This is a genomic window from Bradyrhizobium sp. FW305-F6 (genome assembly GCF_058782905.1).
In genome coordinates this window covers 190,086-209,271 of the sequence record NZ_JBYSYD010000001.1, presented here as the reverse complement: position 1 = coordinate 209,271, position 19,186 = coordinate 190,086, and the positions used below count along the sequence as shown (strand labels likewise).

13 protein-coding genes and 1 pseudogene are annotated in these 19,186 nt (G+C 66.9%); 7 read left to right on the top strand and 7 right to left on the bottom strand.

All coding sequences use genetic code 11. The features are described 5' to 3' along the window. Positions 1–3 precede the first annotated feature (3 nt). Positions 4–1,509: an AMP-binding protein gene (locus tag AC3WLX_RS01025; protein WP_492334389.1), complete on the top strand. Its 1,506-nt coding sequence runs from the start codon at positions 4–6 to the stop codon at positions 1,507–1,509. Positions 1,510–1,595: 86 nt separating this feature from the next. Continuing rightward, positions 1,596–2,813, top strand: a complete 1,218-nt coding sequence (locus AC3WLX_RS01020; protein WP_492334388.1) for a GGDEF domain-containing protein — start codon at positions 1,596–1,598, stop codon at positions 2,811–2,813. Between the two features lie 122 nt (positions 2,814–2,935). On the opposite strand, the gene mfd is transcribed toward AC3WLX_RS01020, so the two are convergent. Continuing rightward, positions 2,936–6,454, bottom strand: a complete 3,519-nt coding sequence (gene mfd / locus AC3WLX_RS01015) for a transcription-repair coupling factor (RefSeq protein ID WP_492334387.1) — start codon at positions 6,452–6,454, stop codon at positions 2,936–2,938. Beyond that, entirely contained in the window at positions 6,451–6,741 is a 291-nt protein-coding gene (locus AC3WLX_RS01010) for an FAD assembly factor SdhE (protein ID WP_492334386.1), read from the bottom strand. Before AC3WLX_RS01010 ends, mfd begins: the two co-directional genes overlap by 4 nt. 332 nt (positions 6,742–7,073) lie before the next feature. On the opposite strand from AC3WLX_RS01010, the gene AC3WLX_RS01005 reads away from it, so the two are divergent. The 3 genes from AC3WLX_RS01005 to recG all read left to right on the top strand — a co-directional run bounded on the left by AC3WLX_RS01005 (position 7,074) and on the right by recG (position 11,100). After that, positions 7,074–8,246 (top strand): RNA ligase RtcB family protein, encoded by a 1,173-nt coding sequence (locus AC3WLX_RS01005; RefSeq protein WP_492334385.1) that lies wholly within the window; start codon positions 7,074–7,076, stop codon positions 8,244–8,246. Continuing rightward, positions 8,243–8,866, top strand: coding sequence for a peptide chain release factor H (gene prfH, locus AC3WLX_RS01000; RefSeq protein ID WP_492334384.1), 624 nt, complete (start codon positions 8,243–8,245; stop codon positions 8,864–8,866). The genes AC3WLX_RS01005 and prfH overlap by 4 nt, the downstream gene beginning before the upstream one ends. A gap of 125 nt (positions 8,867–8,991) precedes the next feature. Next, positions 8,992–11,100: an ATP-dependent DNA helicase RecG gene (gene recG, locus AC3WLX_RS00995; RefSeq protein WP_492334383.1), complete on the top strand. Its 2,109-nt coding sequence runs from the start codon at positions 8,992–8,994 to the stop codon at positions 11,098–11,100. Here the strand turns inward: recG and panE are convergent. The 4 genes and pseudogenes from panE to glmS all read right to left on the bottom strand — a co-directional run bounded on the left by panE (position 11,097) and on the right by glmS (position 15,763). Beyond that, a pseudogene (panE, locus tag AC3WLX_RS00990) lies at positions 11,097–12,025 on the bottom strand (2-dehydropantoate 2-reductase). The gene recG and the pseudogene panE sit on opposite strands and share 4 nt — an antisense overlap. A gap of 77 nt (positions 12,026–12,102) precedes the next feature. Continuing rightward, complete coding sequence (locus AC3WLX_RS00985; RefSeq protein ID WP_492334382.1) at positions 12,103–13,059, bottom strand: NAD(P)-dependent oxidoreductase; 957 nt, start codon at positions 13,057–13,059, stop codon at positions 12,103–12,105. Positions 13,060–13,076: 17 nt separating this feature from the next. Continuing rightward, entirely contained in the window at positions 13,077–13,847 is a 771-nt protein-coding gene (locus AC3WLX_RS00980) for a DUF502 domain-containing protein (RefSeq protein WP_492334381.1), read from the bottom strand. Positions 13,848–13,936: 89 nt separating this feature from the next. Then, entirely contained in the window at positions 13,937–15,763 is a 1,827-nt protein-coding gene (glmS, locus tag AC3WLX_RS00975; protein WP_492334380.1) for a glutamine--fructose-6-phosphate transaminase (isomerizing), read from the bottom strand. 221 nt (positions 15,764–15,984) lie between these two features. Between glmS and AC3WLX_RS00970 the strand changes: the two genes are divergently transcribed. After that, positions 15,985–16,200, top strand: coding sequence for a hypothetical protein (locus AC3WLX_RS00970; RefSeq protein ID WP_291629606.1), 216 nt, complete (start codon positions 15,985–15,987; stop codon positions 16,198–16,200). A 9-nt stretch (positions 16,201–16,209) separates the two neighbouring features. On the opposite strand, the gene glmU is transcribed toward AC3WLX_RS00970, so the two are convergent. Next, positions 16,210–17,565, bottom strand: a complete 1,356-nt coding sequence (gene glmU / locus AC3WLX_RS00965) for a bifunctional UDP-N-acetylglucosamine diphosphorylase/glucosamine-1-phosphate N-acetyltransferase GlmU (protein WP_492334379.1) — start codon at positions 17,563–17,565, stop codon at positions 16,210–16,212. Positions 17,566–17,730: 165 nt separating this feature from the next. Here glmU and AC3WLX_RS00960 point away from each other — a divergent pair, with 165 nt between their 5' ends. Further along, positions 17,731–19,101, top strand: coding sequence for a hypothetical protein (locus AC3WLX_RS00960; RefSeq protein WP_492334378.1), 1,371 nt, complete (start codon positions 17,731–17,733; stop codon positions 19,099–19,101). Positions 19,102–19,186 lie beyond the last annotated feature (85 nt).

Genomic DNA, 19,186 nt, shown 5'->3' with positions numbered 1-19,186 from the left:
GCCGTGAACCAGCCAGCAGCAATATCGCCGACGCTCGACACGTTGTTTCAGCGCACGCTGATGCGGCAGCCGCACGCCCTCGCGCTGCTCGATCCCCTGAACAAGGCGCGCATCACGGGGCACCAGCCGCGGCGGATGACCTATGCCGAGGCCGACACGGCCATCGAGGCGCTGTCGGCCTTCTTCGTCGAATCGGGCCTGCCGGCCAACTCCGTCATCGCGATTCACTTGCCGAATACCGTCGAGTTCGTGCTTACTGTGCTCGCCGCACATCGTGCCGGCCTCGTCGTCGCCGTGCTGCCGCTGCTCTGGCGCCATGCCGAACTCACCGCCGCCCTCAACCGCACCGCGGCGCGCGCCATCGTCACCATGAGCACGATCGATGGCGTCAGCTACGCCGATCTCGCGATGCATGCGGCCGCCGAAGCCTTCTCGATCCGCCACGTCTGCGGCTTCGGTGGCGACCTGCCCGAGGGCATGGCGGCGCTCGACGACGTCCTGGCTCGCCCGCCGGGCACCACGCGCGCCGTGATCCAGGACGGCCGCAAGGCGGCGATGATCTCCTTCGACGTCACCGCAGAAGGTTTCCGACCGGTGCCGCGGCCGCATTTCAGCCTGATCGCCGGCGGCCTTGCGATGTCGCTCGAAGCCGACATCAAGCAGGGCGCGACCGTGATGGCGGCGTTCACGCCGATGTCGTTCGCAGGACTCGCCTCCTCGCTCGCGGTATGGCTGCTCTCCGGCGGCACGCTGGCGCTGCACCATCCGTTCGAGAACGAGGTGCTGGAGCAGCAGATCAACGAGCATGGGTGCGAGGTTCTGATCGCGCCGGCCCAGCTCGTGCTGCGCCTCGGCGATTCCGACCTCGCGGCGCGAATGCCCGGCTTGCGCAACGTCATCGGCCTGTGGCGCGCGCCCGAGCAGGTCGCCGCGAGCGATGCCTGGATCTCCCCGCATGCGCCGCTGACCGACGTCTATCTGTTCGGCGAGGCCGGCCTGTTCGGCGCCCGTCGCGGCGAGGACGGCATGCCGATGCCTGTGATGCCCGGGCCGCACGGCGCCCCGCGCGAGCAGTCCGGCTCCTCCATTGCCGGCGAGATCCTGCTGACGCCCAAGGGCACGCTCGGCCTGCGCGGCGCGATGGTGCCGATCGCAGCCTATGCCCCGCCGCAACCGGTCGGCGAGACGCTGACCGCGCAGCCGCCGCGCGACTATGTCGATACCGGCTATGCCGCGCGGCTCGACCGCCCCAGCGGGGCGATCTGCATCACTGCGCCCCCCTCGGGCATCATGGCCGTCGGCGGCTACCGCTTCCTCTCCAACGATCTGCAGGAATGGGCCCGCCGGCTCGGCCAGGGCGCCCTCCTCACCGCATTGCCCGATCGCTTGTCCGGCCACAGGCTTGCGGGGCGCGCCCAGGACAATGCCCGCGCTCGCGAGGCGCTCAGCGAACTCGGGCTTAACCCCCTGATGGTCGAGGCCTTTCGCGATCGCGCCGGCCCGATCTAGGCGCAGTTTCGCCACCTCCGTTGACGCAGCATTAAGGCGGCGGAACTAGATTGCGCGACATCTGTTGCGCGATCAGAGTTTGTCGAATGTCCCAGGCGGGCCCGATCCTGTTTGTGTCCGATGCCGAACGCCCCGCTGTCGTGGCGGCGCTGGACGAGGCCAAGCTCTTTCCCGTCGTCGACACCGACTGGGCCAGCGCGGCACGTGCGGTCGCAGAGGTGCAACCAGCCGCGGTCCTCGCTGCGATGCATGGACACGAGCCGCACATGGCTCCGCTCGCGAAGAAGATCGCCAGCCAATCGCCCTACCTGCCCTTCGTGGCCCTGGATGCGGCGGTTATGCTGCCTCACAACGCCCTGCCGTTCTCCTCGCGCGGCAATCCTGATCGCCTGGTCGCGCGGCTCCGTGCTGCGCTCCGCGTCCGCACGCTGCATGCAACGGTTCTGCGCCGGCTGCCGGAAGTGAAGGTCGCGCTGCCGGAAGGCGATCCTGCACGCGATGCCACCGTGCTCCTGATCGGCCGCGGCGCCGCCTATCCCGCGCTCTCCGTCGCGCTCGGCGAGCGCGTCGGCGTGGTCGGCGCGCTCTCGATCGAGGCCGCCGCGAAGCATCTCAACACCCGCGACCTCGATGGCGTCGTGCTCGCCGAAGGCTTCACCGCTCGCGTGACGGATGCCTTCCTCACGGTGCTGGCCGAGGACACCCGCTTCCGCAGCCTGCCCGTGGTCGTCACCGCCCACCAGCTGACGCAGGCCTACGACCTTCCCAATCTCGAGCTGATCCCTGGCGAGCCGGCGAAGGTCGCCGCCAGCGCTCTGCCCTTGATCCGCCAGCACGCCATGGAAGCGCAGTTCAGCCGCACCTTGCGCTCGATCGATGCCGGCGGCTGGCTCGATCCGCGCAGCGGCCTGCTCACGGTGGAAGCCTTCGCCCGCGATTTCGCCAAGGCGGTCGAGCAGACGCTCGCGCGCGGCGGGGGTTTGTCGGTCGCGCGGTTCGCCTTCGACCCCAACAATGCCCGTGCCCAGCTGGACGCTGCGCGCATCCTCAGTCGCCTGATGCGGCAGATGGATTTCGGCACGGCCCAGAAGGACGGCTCGGTCATCGTCGTGTTCTCCGAGACCGACTTCCGCACCGCGCATATGATCGCCCGCCGCTTGTCGGCAGTGATGCGGCATACCTCGAACGGCAAGCACGAGATGCGCAGCGACCCGGTCGTCAGCGTGGATTCACTGTCGCCGTCGGATACGGCACGGTCGCTGCTGGCGCGCCTGTCGGCGGACGCGTCACGGGCGGCGTCGTAGCTGCAACCTCGCTGCTGTAGGGTGGGCAAAGCGAAGCGTGCCCACCTTCTGCATGTGACTGGAGACAATTCGTGGGCACGGCGCAAGAGCGCCTTTGCCCACCCTAGGATATCTCGCCTTTCCTAAGCCGCCTTCTTGCTCTCCGCGAGCTGCGCCAGCTGCCGCATGATCTCCGTGGTGCCGGCGAGGCGCTCCTCCGGCGTTTCCCAGTCCTGCAGGAACACCACCTTCATGTCGGGCCTCACCTTGGCGGCCTGGCCGTAGCTGCGGATGAAGGTCACGAGGCGATCGGGATAGGCGAAGGAATTGTCGCGGAAGACGATGACAGCGCCCTTCGGGCCGGCGTCGATCTTCTCGACATTGGCCCTGCGGCAGAATGCCTTGATCGCGGCGACCTTGAACAGATAGCGCACCTCGTCCGGCAGCACGCCGAAACGGTCGCGCATCTCGGCGCCGAAATTCTCGATCTCCTCCTCGCTGTCGAGATCGGCGAGCCGCCGGTACAGCGACAGCCGCACCGAGAGGTCTCCGACATAGTCCTCCGGAATCAGCACAGGCATGCCGATGGTGATCGACGGCGACCAGCGGTCGGCGGCGGGCTCGGAGACGCCGGCCTTGAGGTTGACGATCGCCTCCTCCAGCATCGACTGATAGAGCTCGAAGCCAACCTCCTTGATGTGGCCGGACTGCTCTTCGCCGAGGAGATTGCCGGCGCCGCGGATGTCGAGGTCGTGCGAGGCGAGCTGGAAGCCGGCGCCCAGCGTCTCCAGCGATTGCAGCACGGTGAGCCGGCGCTCGGCCTGCGCCGTGATCTTCTGCTGCGCCGGCAGCGTGAACAGCGCATAGGCGCGCAGCTTGGAGCGGCCGACGCGGCCGCGCAATTGATAAAGCTGGGCCAGGCCGAACATGTCGGCGCGATGCACGATCAGCGTGTTGGCGTTGGGAATGTCGAGACCGGACTCCACGATCGTGGTCGACAGGAGGATGTCGAACTTGCCGTCGTAGAACGCGGTCATGATGTCCTCGATCACGGCGGGCGGCATCTGGCCGTGCGCGACTGCGACCTTCATCTCCGGCACGTTCTTGTCGAGGAAATCCTTGACCTCGGCGAGATCGTCGATGCGCGGCACCACGTAGAAGGCCTGGCCGCCGCGATAGCGCTCGCGCAAGAGCGCCTCGCGGATCATCAGCGGATCGTGCGGGGCGACGAAGGTGCGCACCGCCAGCCGATCGACCGGAGGCGAAGCGATGATCGAGAGCTCGCGGACGCCGGTCAGCGCCAATTGCAGCGTGCGCGGGATCGGCGTCGCCGACAGCGTCAGCACGTGCACCTCGGCGCGCAACGCCTTCAGCCGCTCCTTATGGCTGACGCCGAAATGCTGCTCCTCGTCGACGATGAGGAGGCCAAGGTCGCGGAACTTGATCGCCTTGCCGAGCAGCGCGTGGGTGCCCACGACGATGTCGACCGAGCCGTCGGTGAGGCCTTTCTTGACCTCGTTGAGCTGCTTGGTCGGGATCAGCCGCGAGGCCTGGGCGACGTTGACCGGGAAGCCCTTGAAGCGCTCGCTGAACGTCCTGTAATGCTGGCGCGCCAGCAGCGTGGTCGGCACCACCACCGCGACCTGCTTGCCGTCCAGCGCCACGGCGAAGGCGGCACGCAGCGCCACCTCGGTCTTGCCGAAGCCGACGTCGCCGCAGATCAGCCGGTCCATCGGCCGCCCCTTTTCGAGGTCCTTCAGCGTGGACTCGATCGCGCCCAGCTGGTCCTCGGTCTCGTCATAGGGGAAGCGCGCGCAGAATTCATCGTAGAGGCCCTGCTGCACCGGCAGCTTCGGCGCCTCGTGCAGCATGCGTTCGGCGGCGATCTTGATCAGCTCGCCCGCGATCTCGCGGATGCGGTTCTTCAGCTTTGCTTTTCGGGTCTGCCAGCCGGAGCCGCCGAGCTTGTCCAGCTCGACCGTCGTTTGGTCGGATCCGTAGCGCGACAGAAGCTCGATGTTCTCGACCGGCAGGAACAGTTTGGTCTCGGCGGCATAATGCAGCTCCAGACAGTCATGCGGCGCGCCGGCAACATCGAGAGTCTGCAGACCGATGAAGCGGCCGATACCGTGGTCGACGTGGACGACGATGTCGCCGGCGGTCAGGCTCGTCACCTCCGAGATGAAATTGTCGAGCTTGCGGCTGGCCTTGCGCGGCCGCACCAGGCGGTCGCCGAGAATATCCTGCTCGCTGATGAGCGCGATCTCGTCGGTCTCGAAGCCGCTTTCGAGGCCGAGTACGGCGAGCATGGTCTCGTTGCGCGGCGTCGCGAGCACGGTGCGCCAGGTGTTGACGCTGGTGGTGTGGGCGAGCTTGTGGTCGCGCAGCATCGAATTCATGCGGTCGCGCGAGCCTTCGGTCCACAGTGCGATCACGACCTTCTTGCGCTGGGCCTGCAAGGCCATCACATGCGCCACGACGGCTTCGAACACGTTGACATTGGTGTCGTTGCGTTCCGGCGCAAAATCGCGGCCCTTGCGCGCACCAGCATCGACGACGCTCGTTCCATCGGTCGGCACCGAGAACGGCGTCAGCCGCGCCAGCGGGACATCGCCGAGCCGCTTGCCCCATTCCTCCTCGGTCAGATAGAGCCGGTCAGGCGGCAGCGGCTTGTAGATGGCGCCCCCGCTGGGATGCTCCATCGCCTCGCGCCGCGCTTCGTAATAGTCGAGGATCTGCTTGAAGCGCTCGCGGACGGCGTCCTCGGCCTGCGGCTCGATTGCGACGGCCGCGCCTTGCAGATAGTCGAACAGCGTGTCCATGCGGTCCTGGAACAGCGGCAGCCAGTGCTCCATGCCCGGATGGCGGCGGCCTTCGCTGACCGCCTCGTACAGCGCATCGTCGCGCTCGGGCGCGCCGAATTCGGCGACATAGCCCATGCGAAAACGGCGGATGGTGTCGGTGACGAGCTGGAACTCGGACACCGGCACGAGGTCGAGCGAACGCATGTCGAGCAGCGTGCGCTGCGTCTCGGCATCGAACGAACGGATCGATTCCAGGCTGTCGCCGAAAAAGTCGAAGCGAACGGGCTGGTCGAGGCCGGCCGGAAACAGGTCGAGGATGCCGCCGCGCACGGCGTATTCGCCGGGCTCGCGCACGGTGGAGGAGCGGTTGTAGCCGTTGTGTTCCAGCCAGGCGACGACGGTGTCCATCGGCACCACGTTGCCGGGGGCGACCGACAGCGCCTGCGCCGCCACGAGTTCGCGCGCGGGCACGCGCTGCACCGCGGCGTTCACCGTCGTCAGCACGATCAGCGGCTTGTCGCTGCCGGTGAGCGAAGCCAGCCGCGCCAGCGTGGTCAGGCGCTGCGCGAGAATGCCCCCATGCGGCGAGACGCGGTCATAGGGCTGGCAATCCCAGGCCGGAAAGGTCAGCACCGGCAGATCGGGCGCGAAGAACCTAAGTGCGCGTTCGAGCGACTGCATGCGCCCGCCGTCGCGGCAGACCACGGCGAGGCTGACCGCCGGCTTCTTCGGCCGCGCCGCGATGGCGCGCGCGAGATCGGAGACCACGAGCCCTTCCGCGCCCTCCGCGACATTGGCAAGCGTCAGCGCGCGGCCGGGCGTGAGCAGCTCCGCCGGCGACTTCATCCCAGGCTTCATAGATTGCCGTCCGTGATCGGAAACGCCTTGATGCGGGCAAACAGCGCGCCGGCGACGTCAGCCGGCAGCACCTTGTCGCCGCTGATGGCGGCATAGAGATCGGGATCGTTGACTTCGAGCAGGCGCTCGAGTTCGTCCAGCTCGGCGTCGGACAGGTTGCCGATCTCGGCATCCGCGAAGCGGCCGAGGATCAAATCCATCTCGCGCGTGCCGCGATGCCAGCAGCGGAACAGAAGCCGCTTGCGGCGGTCGTCCAGCCCTTCGCTCGATCGTGTCGTTCCCGTCATGTCTCAGATCCAGTCAAACGCAGAAAGCCCGGACGTGCCGGGCGGGGCTGATATAGGCCCTGCACCTGCAAATGTCAGCAGCCTTTTGTCGCCGGAAGCACATCGCCTGTGGCTTGCGGCTTCTCGCTTTCGCCGCTATGTGTCTGCCCCGATCCGGCGCCGCTTGGCGCGATCATGAGGGAGAAGGCTCGATGACGTTCATGTCTCGCCGCCCCGTCGAGGGCATCGCCTAAACTGCGCGTGCGTTGGCCGCGCCGTTAGGGAAACCACGCGCCTTGCGCGTGCCGACGACCCCTATCCTCTGAAAGCTTTCAATGGGCACGTTTCCCAACGTGGACGGCCGCGCGCCGATCCACATCTTCGCCTCGTCCAAATCATGGATCGAAGGCAATTCAACACTTCAACTGGAACAGGTCGCCGGCCTCCCCGGCGTCCGCGCGGTCGCCGCCATGCCTGATCTCCATCCAGGCAAATATGGTCCGGTCGGCTGCGCCATACTCTCGGATCGCATTCATCCGCAGCTGGTCGGCTCCGACATCGGCTGCGGCATGGGCCTGTTCGAACTCGACGTCGCCGCCCGCAAGCTGCGGCTCGACCATCTGGCCGAACGCATGCACGCGCTCGACCAGCCCTGGGACGGCAAAGTGGAGAACGCGCTCGCGGACTCAGACCTTGGCACCACCGCCTTTGATGCCGCGCTCGGCAGCATCGGCGGCGGCAACCATTTCTGCGAGCTCCAGGCCATCGACGAGATCCTGGAGCCGGTTGCAGCCGCACGCGCCGGCCTCGAGCGGAACCTGGCCTATGTCCTGGTTCACTCGGGCTCGCGGGGCCTCGGTTTCTCGATCCTGGAGCGGGCCCTGCAGGGCGGACAACCGTCCCTGTCAATCGGCAGCGACGCGGCAAACGCCTACCTGATGGACCACGATCGCGCCGTGAGATGGGCGAAGCTCAATCGCCGCATCATCGCAGAGCGGACCGGAGAAGCCGCACGCGCCGGTGTGCGTCCGGTGAGCGACCTCGCCCACAACATGGTCGAGTGCCGGCCCAGCGCCGCTGGCGATGTGCTGGCGCTGCATCGCAAGGGCGCGGCGGCGGCCGATCGCGGGTTGGTGCCGGTGCCGGGGTCGCGCGGAACACTGTCCTATCTGGTCGAACCTTCGGCGGACATGCAGCCCGAAGCGCTGGCATCGCTCGCGCACGGCGCGGGCCGCAAGTACGACCGAGCGTCCATGCACGGTCGCGTCCGGGTCAAGAAGTCGGACATTGCCAGGCTGGAACGCAACCCGTTCGGCGGTATCGTCGTCTGTGGCGATCGCGGCCTGCTCGCGGAGGAAGCGCCCGACGCCTACAAGAGCATCGAGCGCGTCATCGCCGATCTCGTGGAGTTCGGCCTCGTGCGCGTAGTGGCCACCTTCCGGCCGCTGCTGACCTTCAAGAAGGGTCAGTCGAGCGCCGCGGCGGGCGGCAAGCGCGACAAGAGCTGGCGGGAGGATCGCCGATGATCCGCCTCCTGTTCACCAGCGGACGCGGTCCGGCGGAGTGCCGGATCGCGGTCGCGAATGCCGTTGCAGCGCTCATCGCCGAAGCGACCGCGCTTGGCTTCGATACCGACCATCTCGAAGGCCCCCGCCCCGACAAGCACGGCCCGGCATCGGCGGTCGTCGTCGTCCACGGCGAAGGCGCGGCCGCCTTCGCGCGGCCCTGGATCGGCGCAGTCCAATGGACTGCGCAGAGCCCGCTGAGGCCGCATCACAAGCGCAAGAACTGGTTCATCGGCGTCGTCGAGCTTCCTGCGCTGCCTGAGGCGCCGCAGGCGATCAACGCCGGGGATGTTCGCTTCGAGGCCTTCCGTGCCGGGGGCCCGGGCGGACAGCACCAGAACAAGACCGAAAGCGCCGTGCGGGCGATCCACGTTCCGAGCGGGCTCGCAGTCGTGGCGCGGGAGGAACGATCGCAGCATCGGAACAAGGCGCTGGCATTGCAGCGGCTGGACGCCTTGCTCAGGCTGCAAGGCGAGCTGGCCGCGATCGCCGCCCGCAGCGAGGCGCATGCCGCACACGATCAGTTCGAGCGCGGCCAGCCGGTCAAGCGGTTCAAAGGCACAGCGTTTCGTGCCGCCTAGCGCAAATCGCGGCTGGATCAGCACTCCACCGGTCCAACCGCGCCTCACCGGCCGGACGGAATAAAGCCGTGGACGTCCCGTACAAAACTGGCCATCACGGCAGCGAACGGTTCTAGATTCGAAGAATGCGCCCCAGCCTGCTCAATCCGCTGTTTGCCCCCGTGACCAGCCTGCCCGGCGTTGGTCCGAAGCAGGACAAGCTGCTGCAGTACCTGCTCAGCCGCAGCGACACGCCGCGGCTGGTCGACCTGCTGCTGCATCTGCCGAGCCAGGTCATCGACCGCCGCGCCCGGCCGAAAATCAGCGACGCGGTTCAAGGCACCATGGTGACGCTTGAGGTGACCGTCGACCGTCACCGCCCGCCCCCGCCGCGCAATTCGCGCGCGCCGTATGTGGTCTATGCCAGCGACGACACCGGCGACGTCGTGCTGACCTTCTTCCGCGCCAAGCCGGGCTATGTCGAGAAGCTCCTGCCGGTCGGCGAGAAGCGTTACGTCTCCGGCACGCTGCAGATGTATGACGGCATCCCGCAGATCGTGCATCCCGATCGCGTGCTGGACGAGGAGGCGATTTCGAAGCTGTCGGGCATCGATCCGGTCTATCCGCTGACCGAAGGCCTCGCGCTCGGCTCGCTCCGCCGCGCGATCGCACAGGCGCTGCTGAAGCTACCCGCCTTGCCGGAATGGATCAGCCCGGAGGTGCTGCGTCGCTGCCAGTTCCCGCCAATCGCGGACGCGCTCAATCGCGTGCACCAGCCGGTCGAGCTGACGGACATTCTGCCGGACCAGCCGTTCTGGTCGCGCCTCGCCTTTGACGAGCTGCTGGCCGGCCAGCTCGCGCTCGCCTTGATCCGCGCGCAGCTGCGCCGGCCGGCCGGCGTGCGCAATGCCGGCGACGGACACCTGCGCCACAAGATCATCGACGCCCTTCCGTACGCGCTGACACCGTCCCAGCGCAACGCTGCGGCGGCCATTGCCGAGGACCTGAAGCAGCCGGTGCGCATGCTGCGCCTGCTCCAGGGCGACGTCGGCTCCGGCAAGACCGTGGTCGCGCTGCTGGCTGCCGCGGCGGTGGCCGAAGTCGGCAAGCAGGCCGCGCTGATGGCGCCGACCGAGATCCTGGCGCGCCAGCACATCAAGACCATCGTCCCGCTCGCCGAGCGCGCCGGCATGCGCGTCGCGATCCTCACCGGCCGCGAGAAGGGCAAGGAGCGGCGCGAGATCATCAATCGGCTCGCCGACGGCGAGATTGATCTTCTGGTCGGCACCCATGCGCTGATCCAGGACGATGTGATATTCAAGGATCTGGCGCTCGCCATCGTGGACGAGCAGCATCGCTTCGGCGTGCGCGAACGCCTCGCGCTGACGTCCAAGGGCGAAGCCGTCGACGTGCTGGTGCTCAGCGCCACACCGATCCCGCGCACGCTGGTGCTGACTTACTTCGGCGACATGGACATCTCGGAACTGCGCGAGAAGCCCGCCGGCCGCCAGCCCATCGATACCCGCACGGTGCCGATGAGCCGCATCAGCGAGGTCATGGAAGGTGTCGGCCGCGCGCTCGAAGCCGGCAAGCTGGTCTACTGGATCTGCCCGCTGGTGGATGAATCCGAGGCCGAGGGCACCGAGCACCTCACCAACGCGACCAAGCGTTTCGAGACGCTGCAAAAGCGCTTCGGCCACCGCGTCGGTCTCGTCCACGGCCAGATGAAGGGCACGGAAAAAGATCGCGTCATGGGCGAGTTCGCCGCCCACGAGATCGGGCTGCTGGTGGCGACGACGGTCGTGGAGGTCGGCGTCGACGTGCCCGCCGCCACCATCATGGTGATCGAGAATGCAGAGCGCTTCGGCCTTGCCCAGCTGCATCAGCTGCGCGGCCGCATCGGCCGCGGCTCGGAAGCGTCCACCTGCATCCTGCTCTATGGCGAGCCGCTCGGCGAAATGTCGAAGGCTCGGCTGAAAGTGATCCGCGAGACCGCCGACGGTTTTCGGATCGCCGAGGAAGATCTCAAGCTGCGCGGCGAAGGCGACGTCCTGGGGGTGCGCCAGAGCGGCCTGCCCGGCTACCGCATTGCGCGTCCGGAGGTGCACGGCCAGCTGATCGCCCAGGCCAGAGACGAAGCGCTGCGGATCCTGAAGGACGATCCGAAGCTGAAGGGCGAACGCGGCGAAGCGTTGCGGTGCTTGCTGTATCTTTACGAACGGGACGAAGCGATCCCCTTGATCGGGGCGGGTTAGCCTGCCGCCCGTCGCCGCCCCACTTCGTAAGCCGCCACATGCGCCCGCGCCAGATCCAGCACGGGCGAGTCGATGCCGAGCGCACGGGCGCGGCGGGCCATGTCGCCCAGGATGTGCTCGGATTCGGTGACCGAGCCGCGCTCGATGTCGCGCAGCATCGAGGCCTTCAGCGGCGAATCCAGGGTGGTGAAGAGCTTGCGGTCGAACTCGATGAACGGCGCGCGTGGCTCAAAGCCTGAAGCCGTCGCGACGGCGCAGCACTCAGCAAACAGGCGGAAAATCGACTGCTCGCCCTCGGGCACAGCCAGGATGTCGCCGATGCTCGCGCGCATCAGGCAGGTGATGCCAGCGAGCGTCGAGAGCTGCACGAACTTCTCCCACATGTCCTGCATGATCGCTTCGCTGGCGCGCACGTCGATGCCGGGAACCTGGAGCAGCGCTTCCAGTGCAACGCACGTTCGATCAATTCCCCCTCGATCTCGCCGAAGACGATCGTCTGATTGGCCATGAACTGAACGACACGGCCGTCCGCGTCGAGCCCGGCACTGACATTGGCGAGGCCGCCGAGGACGCGAGCGGCGCCGAACCTGGCGGTGAGAGCGTCGAGATGTTTCAACCCGTTCAGGATCGGCAGGATCATCGTGCCGGGACCGACGGCGGGCGCAAATTGGCTCATTGCGTCGTCGAGCGAGTAGGCCTTCACGCCGACGAGCACGACGTCGAACGGATCCCTGAGATCGCCGGCCAGCAGGATCTTCGGCTGCACCACGAAATCGCCGTGCGGGCTCACGACCTGCAGGTCTTGTTGCCGCAATTGCTTGGCCCGTTTCTCGCGCACCAGAAAGGTCACGTCGCGGTCTGCCCGGACGAGGCAAGCCCCGTAATAGCCTCCGAGCGCCCCTGCGCCGATCACCAGCACTCTCATTCGAACTCCCATGGCATGCGCCGGCCATTCAGCCATTGCCCTCTTGGAACAGCAAGCCGATTGCAAGAGGCCGACAGCTAGACTTTCTTCGTCGCACTCGTTTCTGCGAACGCCTTCATCAGCCCCACATCCACCGCATCCCCCTTGGCATCCTCGGCCAGATGCTCGAACCAGCGCGCAAAGCCCTCGTAGATCTGGCTGGCGGGATGATCGGGCCCGAGGAATCCGGAAATTTCCCGCATCTCCGCAACCCACCGGTAGGCCTTCGGAATCATGTCAGGCAGCGCCACTTCAAGTCGCGCCAGGATCGCGGGCTGGCTCAGCGCGAGCTCGTCGCGGAGCGCATCGGCCGCGCCCGCCTTCGTCGCCGCGATCACCATCGCCGAGCCGATGCCGGCGAGGCCCTTGACGATGCCGGCGTAGGACATTTTCAGCGCGGAGGCCGCGCCGACCGGGCCTTCGACGATCCGCACATCGAGACCGAGCTCCTTCAGCACGGCGACGTTGCTGGCGTGCTCGCCCGACAGGTAGAAGGCCGGGCCCTTGCCGCCCGGCTGCGGCGGAAAGCCGATGATGCCGGCATCGACGAACGGAGCCTGGGCCGAGCCGATGATCTCCTCGATCCGTTGCACCGTGTCGACATTGACCGCGTTGCAATCGACCACGATGGGCTTCTTCGCGCGCTGAACGACCAGCGCCGCCAGCCGCTCGGCGAGCACAACGGCCTCGCCCGGCGGCACGATCGAAAGAATGATGTCGGCGTCCGCGATCGCATCGTCTTCGGCATCGATCATGCCGGCGGCCTCCGCGCGTTTGCGCGTCGCTTCGCTCCTCCCCTGCAGCGACGTCAGCACGCGTGCGCCGTTCTCGGTGAGCCGGCGCGCCACGGCGCTGCCCATCGCTCCGGGCGCGAGGATCGCGACGGTCTTTGACGTCGTTTCGGACATCTTGCACTCCAGGTCGAATTCCGAGCGACGCGCTCGGTCGAGCCGGAGACTAGCAGAGGACGCGAACGCCTGCGTGAAGACGGCCATCCAGCGACGGAATGGCCCTACTCCGCCTTCGCAGGCTCGGGCTTGAGCGTGGAGGCATTGGCGATGCGCGCAGCATTGGCCATGCCCGCAAGCGCGGCCGCCTTCTTCGGATCGGGCGTCGAGCCCGGCTGCACCACGCCCGCCGACATGATCAGCGTCGCAGCCTCCTCGGCGGAAAGATCGACCTCGACGATCTTGCTCTTGGGAACATAGAAGAAGAAGCCTGTCGTCGGGTTGGGCGAGCACGGCAGAAACACCGAGACATGCTCCTCCTGCCCGGGCAGGCTGCGCGCGACGTCCTCGCTCGGCGATTGCGAGATCAGCACGATCGACCACATGCCGGGCGAAGGAAACTCGACCAGGCCGACTTTGCGGAAGCTCGAGCCCTTGCCGGAGAACAGCGTCTCGAACACCTGTTTCAGCCCGCGGTAGATTGCCCGCACGGCGGGGATCCGGCCGAGAAACGTCTCGCCGAGGTCGACCAGCGTCCGGCCAATCAGATTGGCCGCAAGGAATCCGACCAAGGTCAGCGTGAAGAACGCGACAATCAGTCCCCAGCCCGGAATGACGTAGGGCAGATAGGTTTCGGGCCGGTAGGCGAGCGGCACGAACGGCCGCACCACGCCGTCGACCCAGGTGACGAACCACCAGACCAGATAAAGCGTGATCGCAATCGGCCCGGTCACGACGAGGCCGGTCAGGAAATAATTGCGGAAGCGGCCCATCAGGCCGGTATGCGGTTCCGGGACGGGATCAAGAGGCGCAGGCGCGTCGTCGCGGGGGGTCATTCGGGTTCCAGGTCGGTCGCTAGCAACAAGCTAGGGTCTTCTAGCAGGTTTTGGAAGACCACGAAGCGACCGACCGAAGTCCGTTCTGCCTATTCCACGGTCACCGATTTGGCGAGGTTGCGCGGCTGGTCGACGTCGGTGCCCATCACGACAGCGGTGTGATAGGCGAGCAGCTGCACGGGGACGGCGTAGACCATCGGCGTGAACGCCGCCGCCATGTCGGGCATGACGATGGTGACCAGGGACTCGACCGTCGCCTCCGCAGCGCCCTTGGCGTCCGTCATCAGGATGATGTTGCCGCCGCGCGCGGCGACCTCCTGCATGTTGGAGACCGTCTTCTCGAACACGCGGTCGTAGGGCGCGATGACGACGACCGGCATGGTCTCATCGATCAGCGCGATCGGCCCGTGCTTGAGCTCGCCGGCGGCGTAGCCTTCGGCGTGGATGTAGGAGATCTCCTTCAGCTTCAGGGCTCCTTCGAGCGCCAGCGGAAAACTGGTGCCGCGGCCGAGATAGAGCACGTCGCGCGACTTGGCGATGCGGTGCGCGAGCTTCTCGATCTGGGGCTCGATCGTGAGCGCATCCGCCATCAGGCGCGGGACCTCGACGAGACCATGGACCAGCTTGGTCTCGTCCTCGTCCGACAACTCGCTGCGCGCCTTGCCGGCCGCAATTGCAAGGCTCGCCAACACCATGAGCTGGCAGGTGAAAGCCTTGGTCGAGGCGACGCCGATCTCGGGTCCGGCGAGCGTCTGCAGCACGGTCTCGCTCTCGCGCGCGATCGTCGAGGTCGGCACGTTGACGACGGCGATCGTGTGCACGCCTTCCGCCTTGGCGTAGCGCAGCGCCGCCAGCGTGTCGGCGGTCTCGCCGGATTGCGAGATGAAGATGGCCAGGTCGCCCTTGCGCAAGGGCGCCTCGCGGTAGCGGAACTCGGAGGCGACATCCACCTCGACCGGGACGCGCGCAAAGCGCTCGAACCAGTATTTTGCGACGAAGCCGGCATAGCTCGCGGTACCGCACGCCGTGATGTTGATGCGACGGATATCACTGAAGTCGAACGGCAGCTTGACGGGCAGCGAGACCCGCTCCGTCGCCATGTCGACATAGCGCGCCAGCGTGTGGCCGACCACTTCAGGCTGCTCGTGAATCTCCTTGGCCATGAAGTGGCGATAATTGGCCTTGTCGACCAGCGAGGTCGAGGCAGCGTGCCTGATCTTGTCGCGCTGGACGGCGTTTCCGTCCTTGTCGAAGATATCGGCGCTCTTGCGGGTCAGCACGACCCAGTCGCCGTCCTCGAGATAGCTGATCGTGTCGGTGAACGGGCCGAGCGCGATGGCGTCGGACCCGAGATACATCTCGCCGTCGCCGTAGCCGATCGCGAGCGGCGGGCCGTTGCGCGCCCCGATCAGGAGGTCGTCGTCGCCGGCGAAGATGAAGCCGAGCGCGAAGGCGCCGCGCAGGCGGGCCAGCGTCAGCTTGACGGCCTCGACCGGCTTGTTGCCGCGCGCCAGCAGATCGTCGACGAGGTGCAGCACGATCTCGGTGTCGGTCTCGGTGTGGAACACCGTACCCTTCGCCTCGAGTTCCTCGCGCAACTCGCGGAAATTCTCGATGATGCCGTTGTGGACCACGGCGACTCGTTCGGTCGCGTGCGGATGGGCGTTGTTGACGGTCGGTTTGCCGTGGGTGGCCCAGCGCGTGTGACCGATACCGGTAGTGCCCAGAAGCGGCTCGGCTTCCAGCCGCTTCTCCAGATTCTTCAGCTTGCCCTCGGCGCGGCGGCGCTCGAGGCGCGCACCTTCGAGCGTGGCGACGCCCGCGGAATCATAGCCGCGATATTCGAGACGTTTGAGCGAATCCACCAATTGCTCTGCAACCGGCTCGCGCCCGAGAATGCCGACAATCCCGCACATGCGGACCACTATCCCCCAAATCGTCGAAAAATCGCCTAAACGACGCGTTCGGTTTTTAGCGAAATTCGATGGGAACCAGATACTCAATAATTATTGCTGATTGAGACAGCGCTGACTCCCGATCCGAGCTTCGCCTGCGTCGAATTGGCCGATCTTAATCCGCGCGCGTTAACTCGTTGTCAACGGATTTGGCCAACGATTCCGGTCAGGAGAACAAGGCCATGAAAGGCTCTTCCGACCGCAAAGGTCTATCACCGATGTCCGTGCGTGCCAGCGAGACCACGGGCACGCACCTCGCGCATTGGCCGCCGCCCCAGCGCGGCAAGGAAAGCAAGCCCGTCTTCATGAAGCATCCGGAAGGCGAGCCGGTGAAGCGCGCAAAGCCGCGCGGCTGGCGCCTGACCCGCGCGATCTTCTCCGAATTCGCCGACGAATAACAGTGCCGCTCACGTCTGCGGCTTCTTGCCGCCCGTCTTCATCTCGCGATAGCGCGCCGCGCCGCCGTCGCGGATGGTCTGCGGGCTCCGCTCCAGCGCCATCGCGTCGTCGGGCACATCCTTCGTGATTACCGAGCCCGAGCCGATATAGGCGCCGTTGCCGATCGTCACCGGGGCGACCAGCGAGGAATTGGTGCCGACGAAGGCGCCCTGCCCGATCACCGTCTTGTGCTTCTTGAAGCCGTCGTAGTTGCAGGTGATGGTGCCGGCGCCGATGTTGGAATTGGCCCCGACGGTGGCATCGCCGATATAGGAGAGATGGTTGACCTTGACGCCGGCCTCCAGCGTCGCCGCCTTGGTCTCCACGAAATTGCCGATGCGCGCGCCGTCGCCGAGCGAGGTGCCGGGACGCAGCCGCGCATAAGGGCCGATCGAGACCTTCTTGCCGAGCGTGGTCTCGACGATGTGGGAGAACGAGTGGATCACCGCGCCGTCCGCGATCGACACCCCGGGGCCGATCACCACGAACGGCTCGATGGTCACGTCCTTGCCGAACACGGTGTCGGCGGACAGATACACCGTCTCCGGCGCAATCAGCGTCACGCCGGCCTCCATCGCCGCCTTGCGCAAGCGCGCCTGCATCACGCTTTCCGCTTCCGCGAGCTGCGCCTTGGTGTTGATGCCGCGCACCTCGTCCTCGCTGGTCTCGATCACCACCGACTCCCATCCCTGCTTGCGGACGATCTCGACCGCGTCCGTCAGATAATATTCGCCCTTGGAATTCGAATTGCCGATCTTGTCCAGGATCGCAAGCGCACGGCGGCCGTCGATCGCCATCACGCCGGCATTGCACAGGTCGATCTTGCGCTCCGCTTCGCTGGCGTCGGCCTGTTCGCGGATCGCAACCAGGCGGTCGCCTTCGACGATGAAGCGGCCGTAGCCGGTCGGATCGGCCGCGCGGAAGCCGAGCGCCGCGATCGCAGCGCCCTTGGCGAGCGGCGCGCGCAGCCGCGCGAATGTGTCGGCCGAGATCAGCGGCGTGTCGCCGAAGGCAATGAGGAGATCATCCACCCCGCGCGCGATCGCATCGCGCGCGGCGAGCACCGCATGTGCGGTCCCGAGCCGCTCGGATTGCACGAAGGTGAGCGCGTCCGGGCGAATCCGCCGCGCCTCGTCGGCCACGGACTGATGGTCGGGCCCGACGACGACCGCGAGCGAGGTGCCGGCTCCCTTGGGGGACGCCGCCAGCACATGGGCAAGCAGGCTCTGGTGGGCGACCGGATGCAGCACCTTCGGCAGGCTCGATCGCATGCGCGTGCCTTCGCCGGCGGCGAGCACGATCGTGAGGCTGGAACGGGTGGTCATCGAAATCCTGTCAGATGGAGCCGAATCGCGTGGCGCGAGGCGCAGCGCCCCTCGGACGCTACCGCTACCCCCGCAAACGCCCGGAATTCAAGTGCGGTGCGCTTTTCCTGTTAATGTTCCCCGATTGATTCGGGGAAGCCGGACAGGGCTGGGCGCTTAACGTACATGGCAAAGGATTCCGACCCACTGGCGGATGCCTTCGGCACCAAGGAGACCGGCGGGCTGTTCTCCGGACTTTTGGCCGAGGAAGGCACGTTCGACCGGCGCATGATGTGGCGCCTGGGCTCGTGGGGTGTGGCGGCGGTCGGTGCTGTCGTCATTGCGGTGATGGCCAACCAGGCCCAGCTCGGCTGGCGCCGTGACCAGGCCGCGTCCGCTGATCTCGTGCGGCAGGCCGACCGGCTCCAGATGCTGACCAAGGAAAGCCAGAACGAGGCGCGCCGCCTCGCCGCGGCCATCGAGACGCTGAACAGCGACCGCGACCGGCTCTACTCGCGCGTCACCGTGCTGGAGCATGGGCTCGATTCCGTCACCGGCTCCATCGCAAGGCAGACCGCCGCCTCGCTTCAGCCCGCGAAGCCGCAGGACGCAGCGCCGGCGCCTGCAGCTCCCAGCGTCGCGCCGGTCGTCTCGACGCCGGCTCCGCCGAACGAGAAGCCGCGCAGCGAAGCCGCCAAAGAGGCTCAGAAGGACGCTCCGAAGGAAATCTTGAAGGAGGCCCCGAGCCCGCCGCTGCAAACCGCGGCCGCCGCTTCGCTGGTGCAACAGCCGCCGGCGATGAATTCAACGCTGCCGACCATTCCGCTGGTGCCGGCCAAATCTCTGATGGCGCCGCCCGATCCGGCCGCATCGAAGCTGGTTCAACCTGAGTCGGCCGAGAAGAAGGCCGAGCCGCCCGCCGCTGCCGAAATCGTTGCGGCGGCAAAGCCGGCGGACGCAGCCGAGAGCGATTCCCCGGCGATTGCGGTTCAGCAGACGCGCTTTGCGATCGATCTCGGCGGCGCCAACTCCGTGGACGGCCTGCGTGCGCTCTGGCGCGGCCTCGCCAAGTCCAACCCGGAGATCGCAGCGCTGCGCCCGATCATCATGATCAAGGAAGGCACCACGGGCCTTGGCATGCAGCTTCGCCTCGGGGCCGGCCCCCTGGTCAACGCAGCCGCCGCCGCAAAATTCTGCGCGGGCCTCGCCGAGAGCGGCCGCCCCTGCGAGACCACCGTGTTCGACGGCCAGCGCCTCTCGCTGCGTAGCGGTCCGGACAAGGGGCAAGAAAAAACGCAGGACAAGGCGCAAGAGAAAACTCAGGACAGAGTCCCGGAGAAGGGTTCGGAAACGAGCCAAGATTCCGGCCCGCAAGCCGACACTGCGCCCGCGCCGAGCGCGAAGCCCGAGAAGCCGCAGCGCCGCCGCAACACCTCCTCGAAACGCACCAAGCGTGAGGAGCCCGCTCCCGCCGCGCAGCCTGCACCGGCGACGACCGCGAAACCGGAGGCGGCGTCGACGGGATCGACGCTGTCGTCGTTCTTCAGGCGGCAATGACGCCTCGGTCCTGACCGGGCGGGGCCAGCATGCGACCAACGGACGCTTGGACCTCCGCCGCGCCAGGCAGCAAGTTCGCGAATCC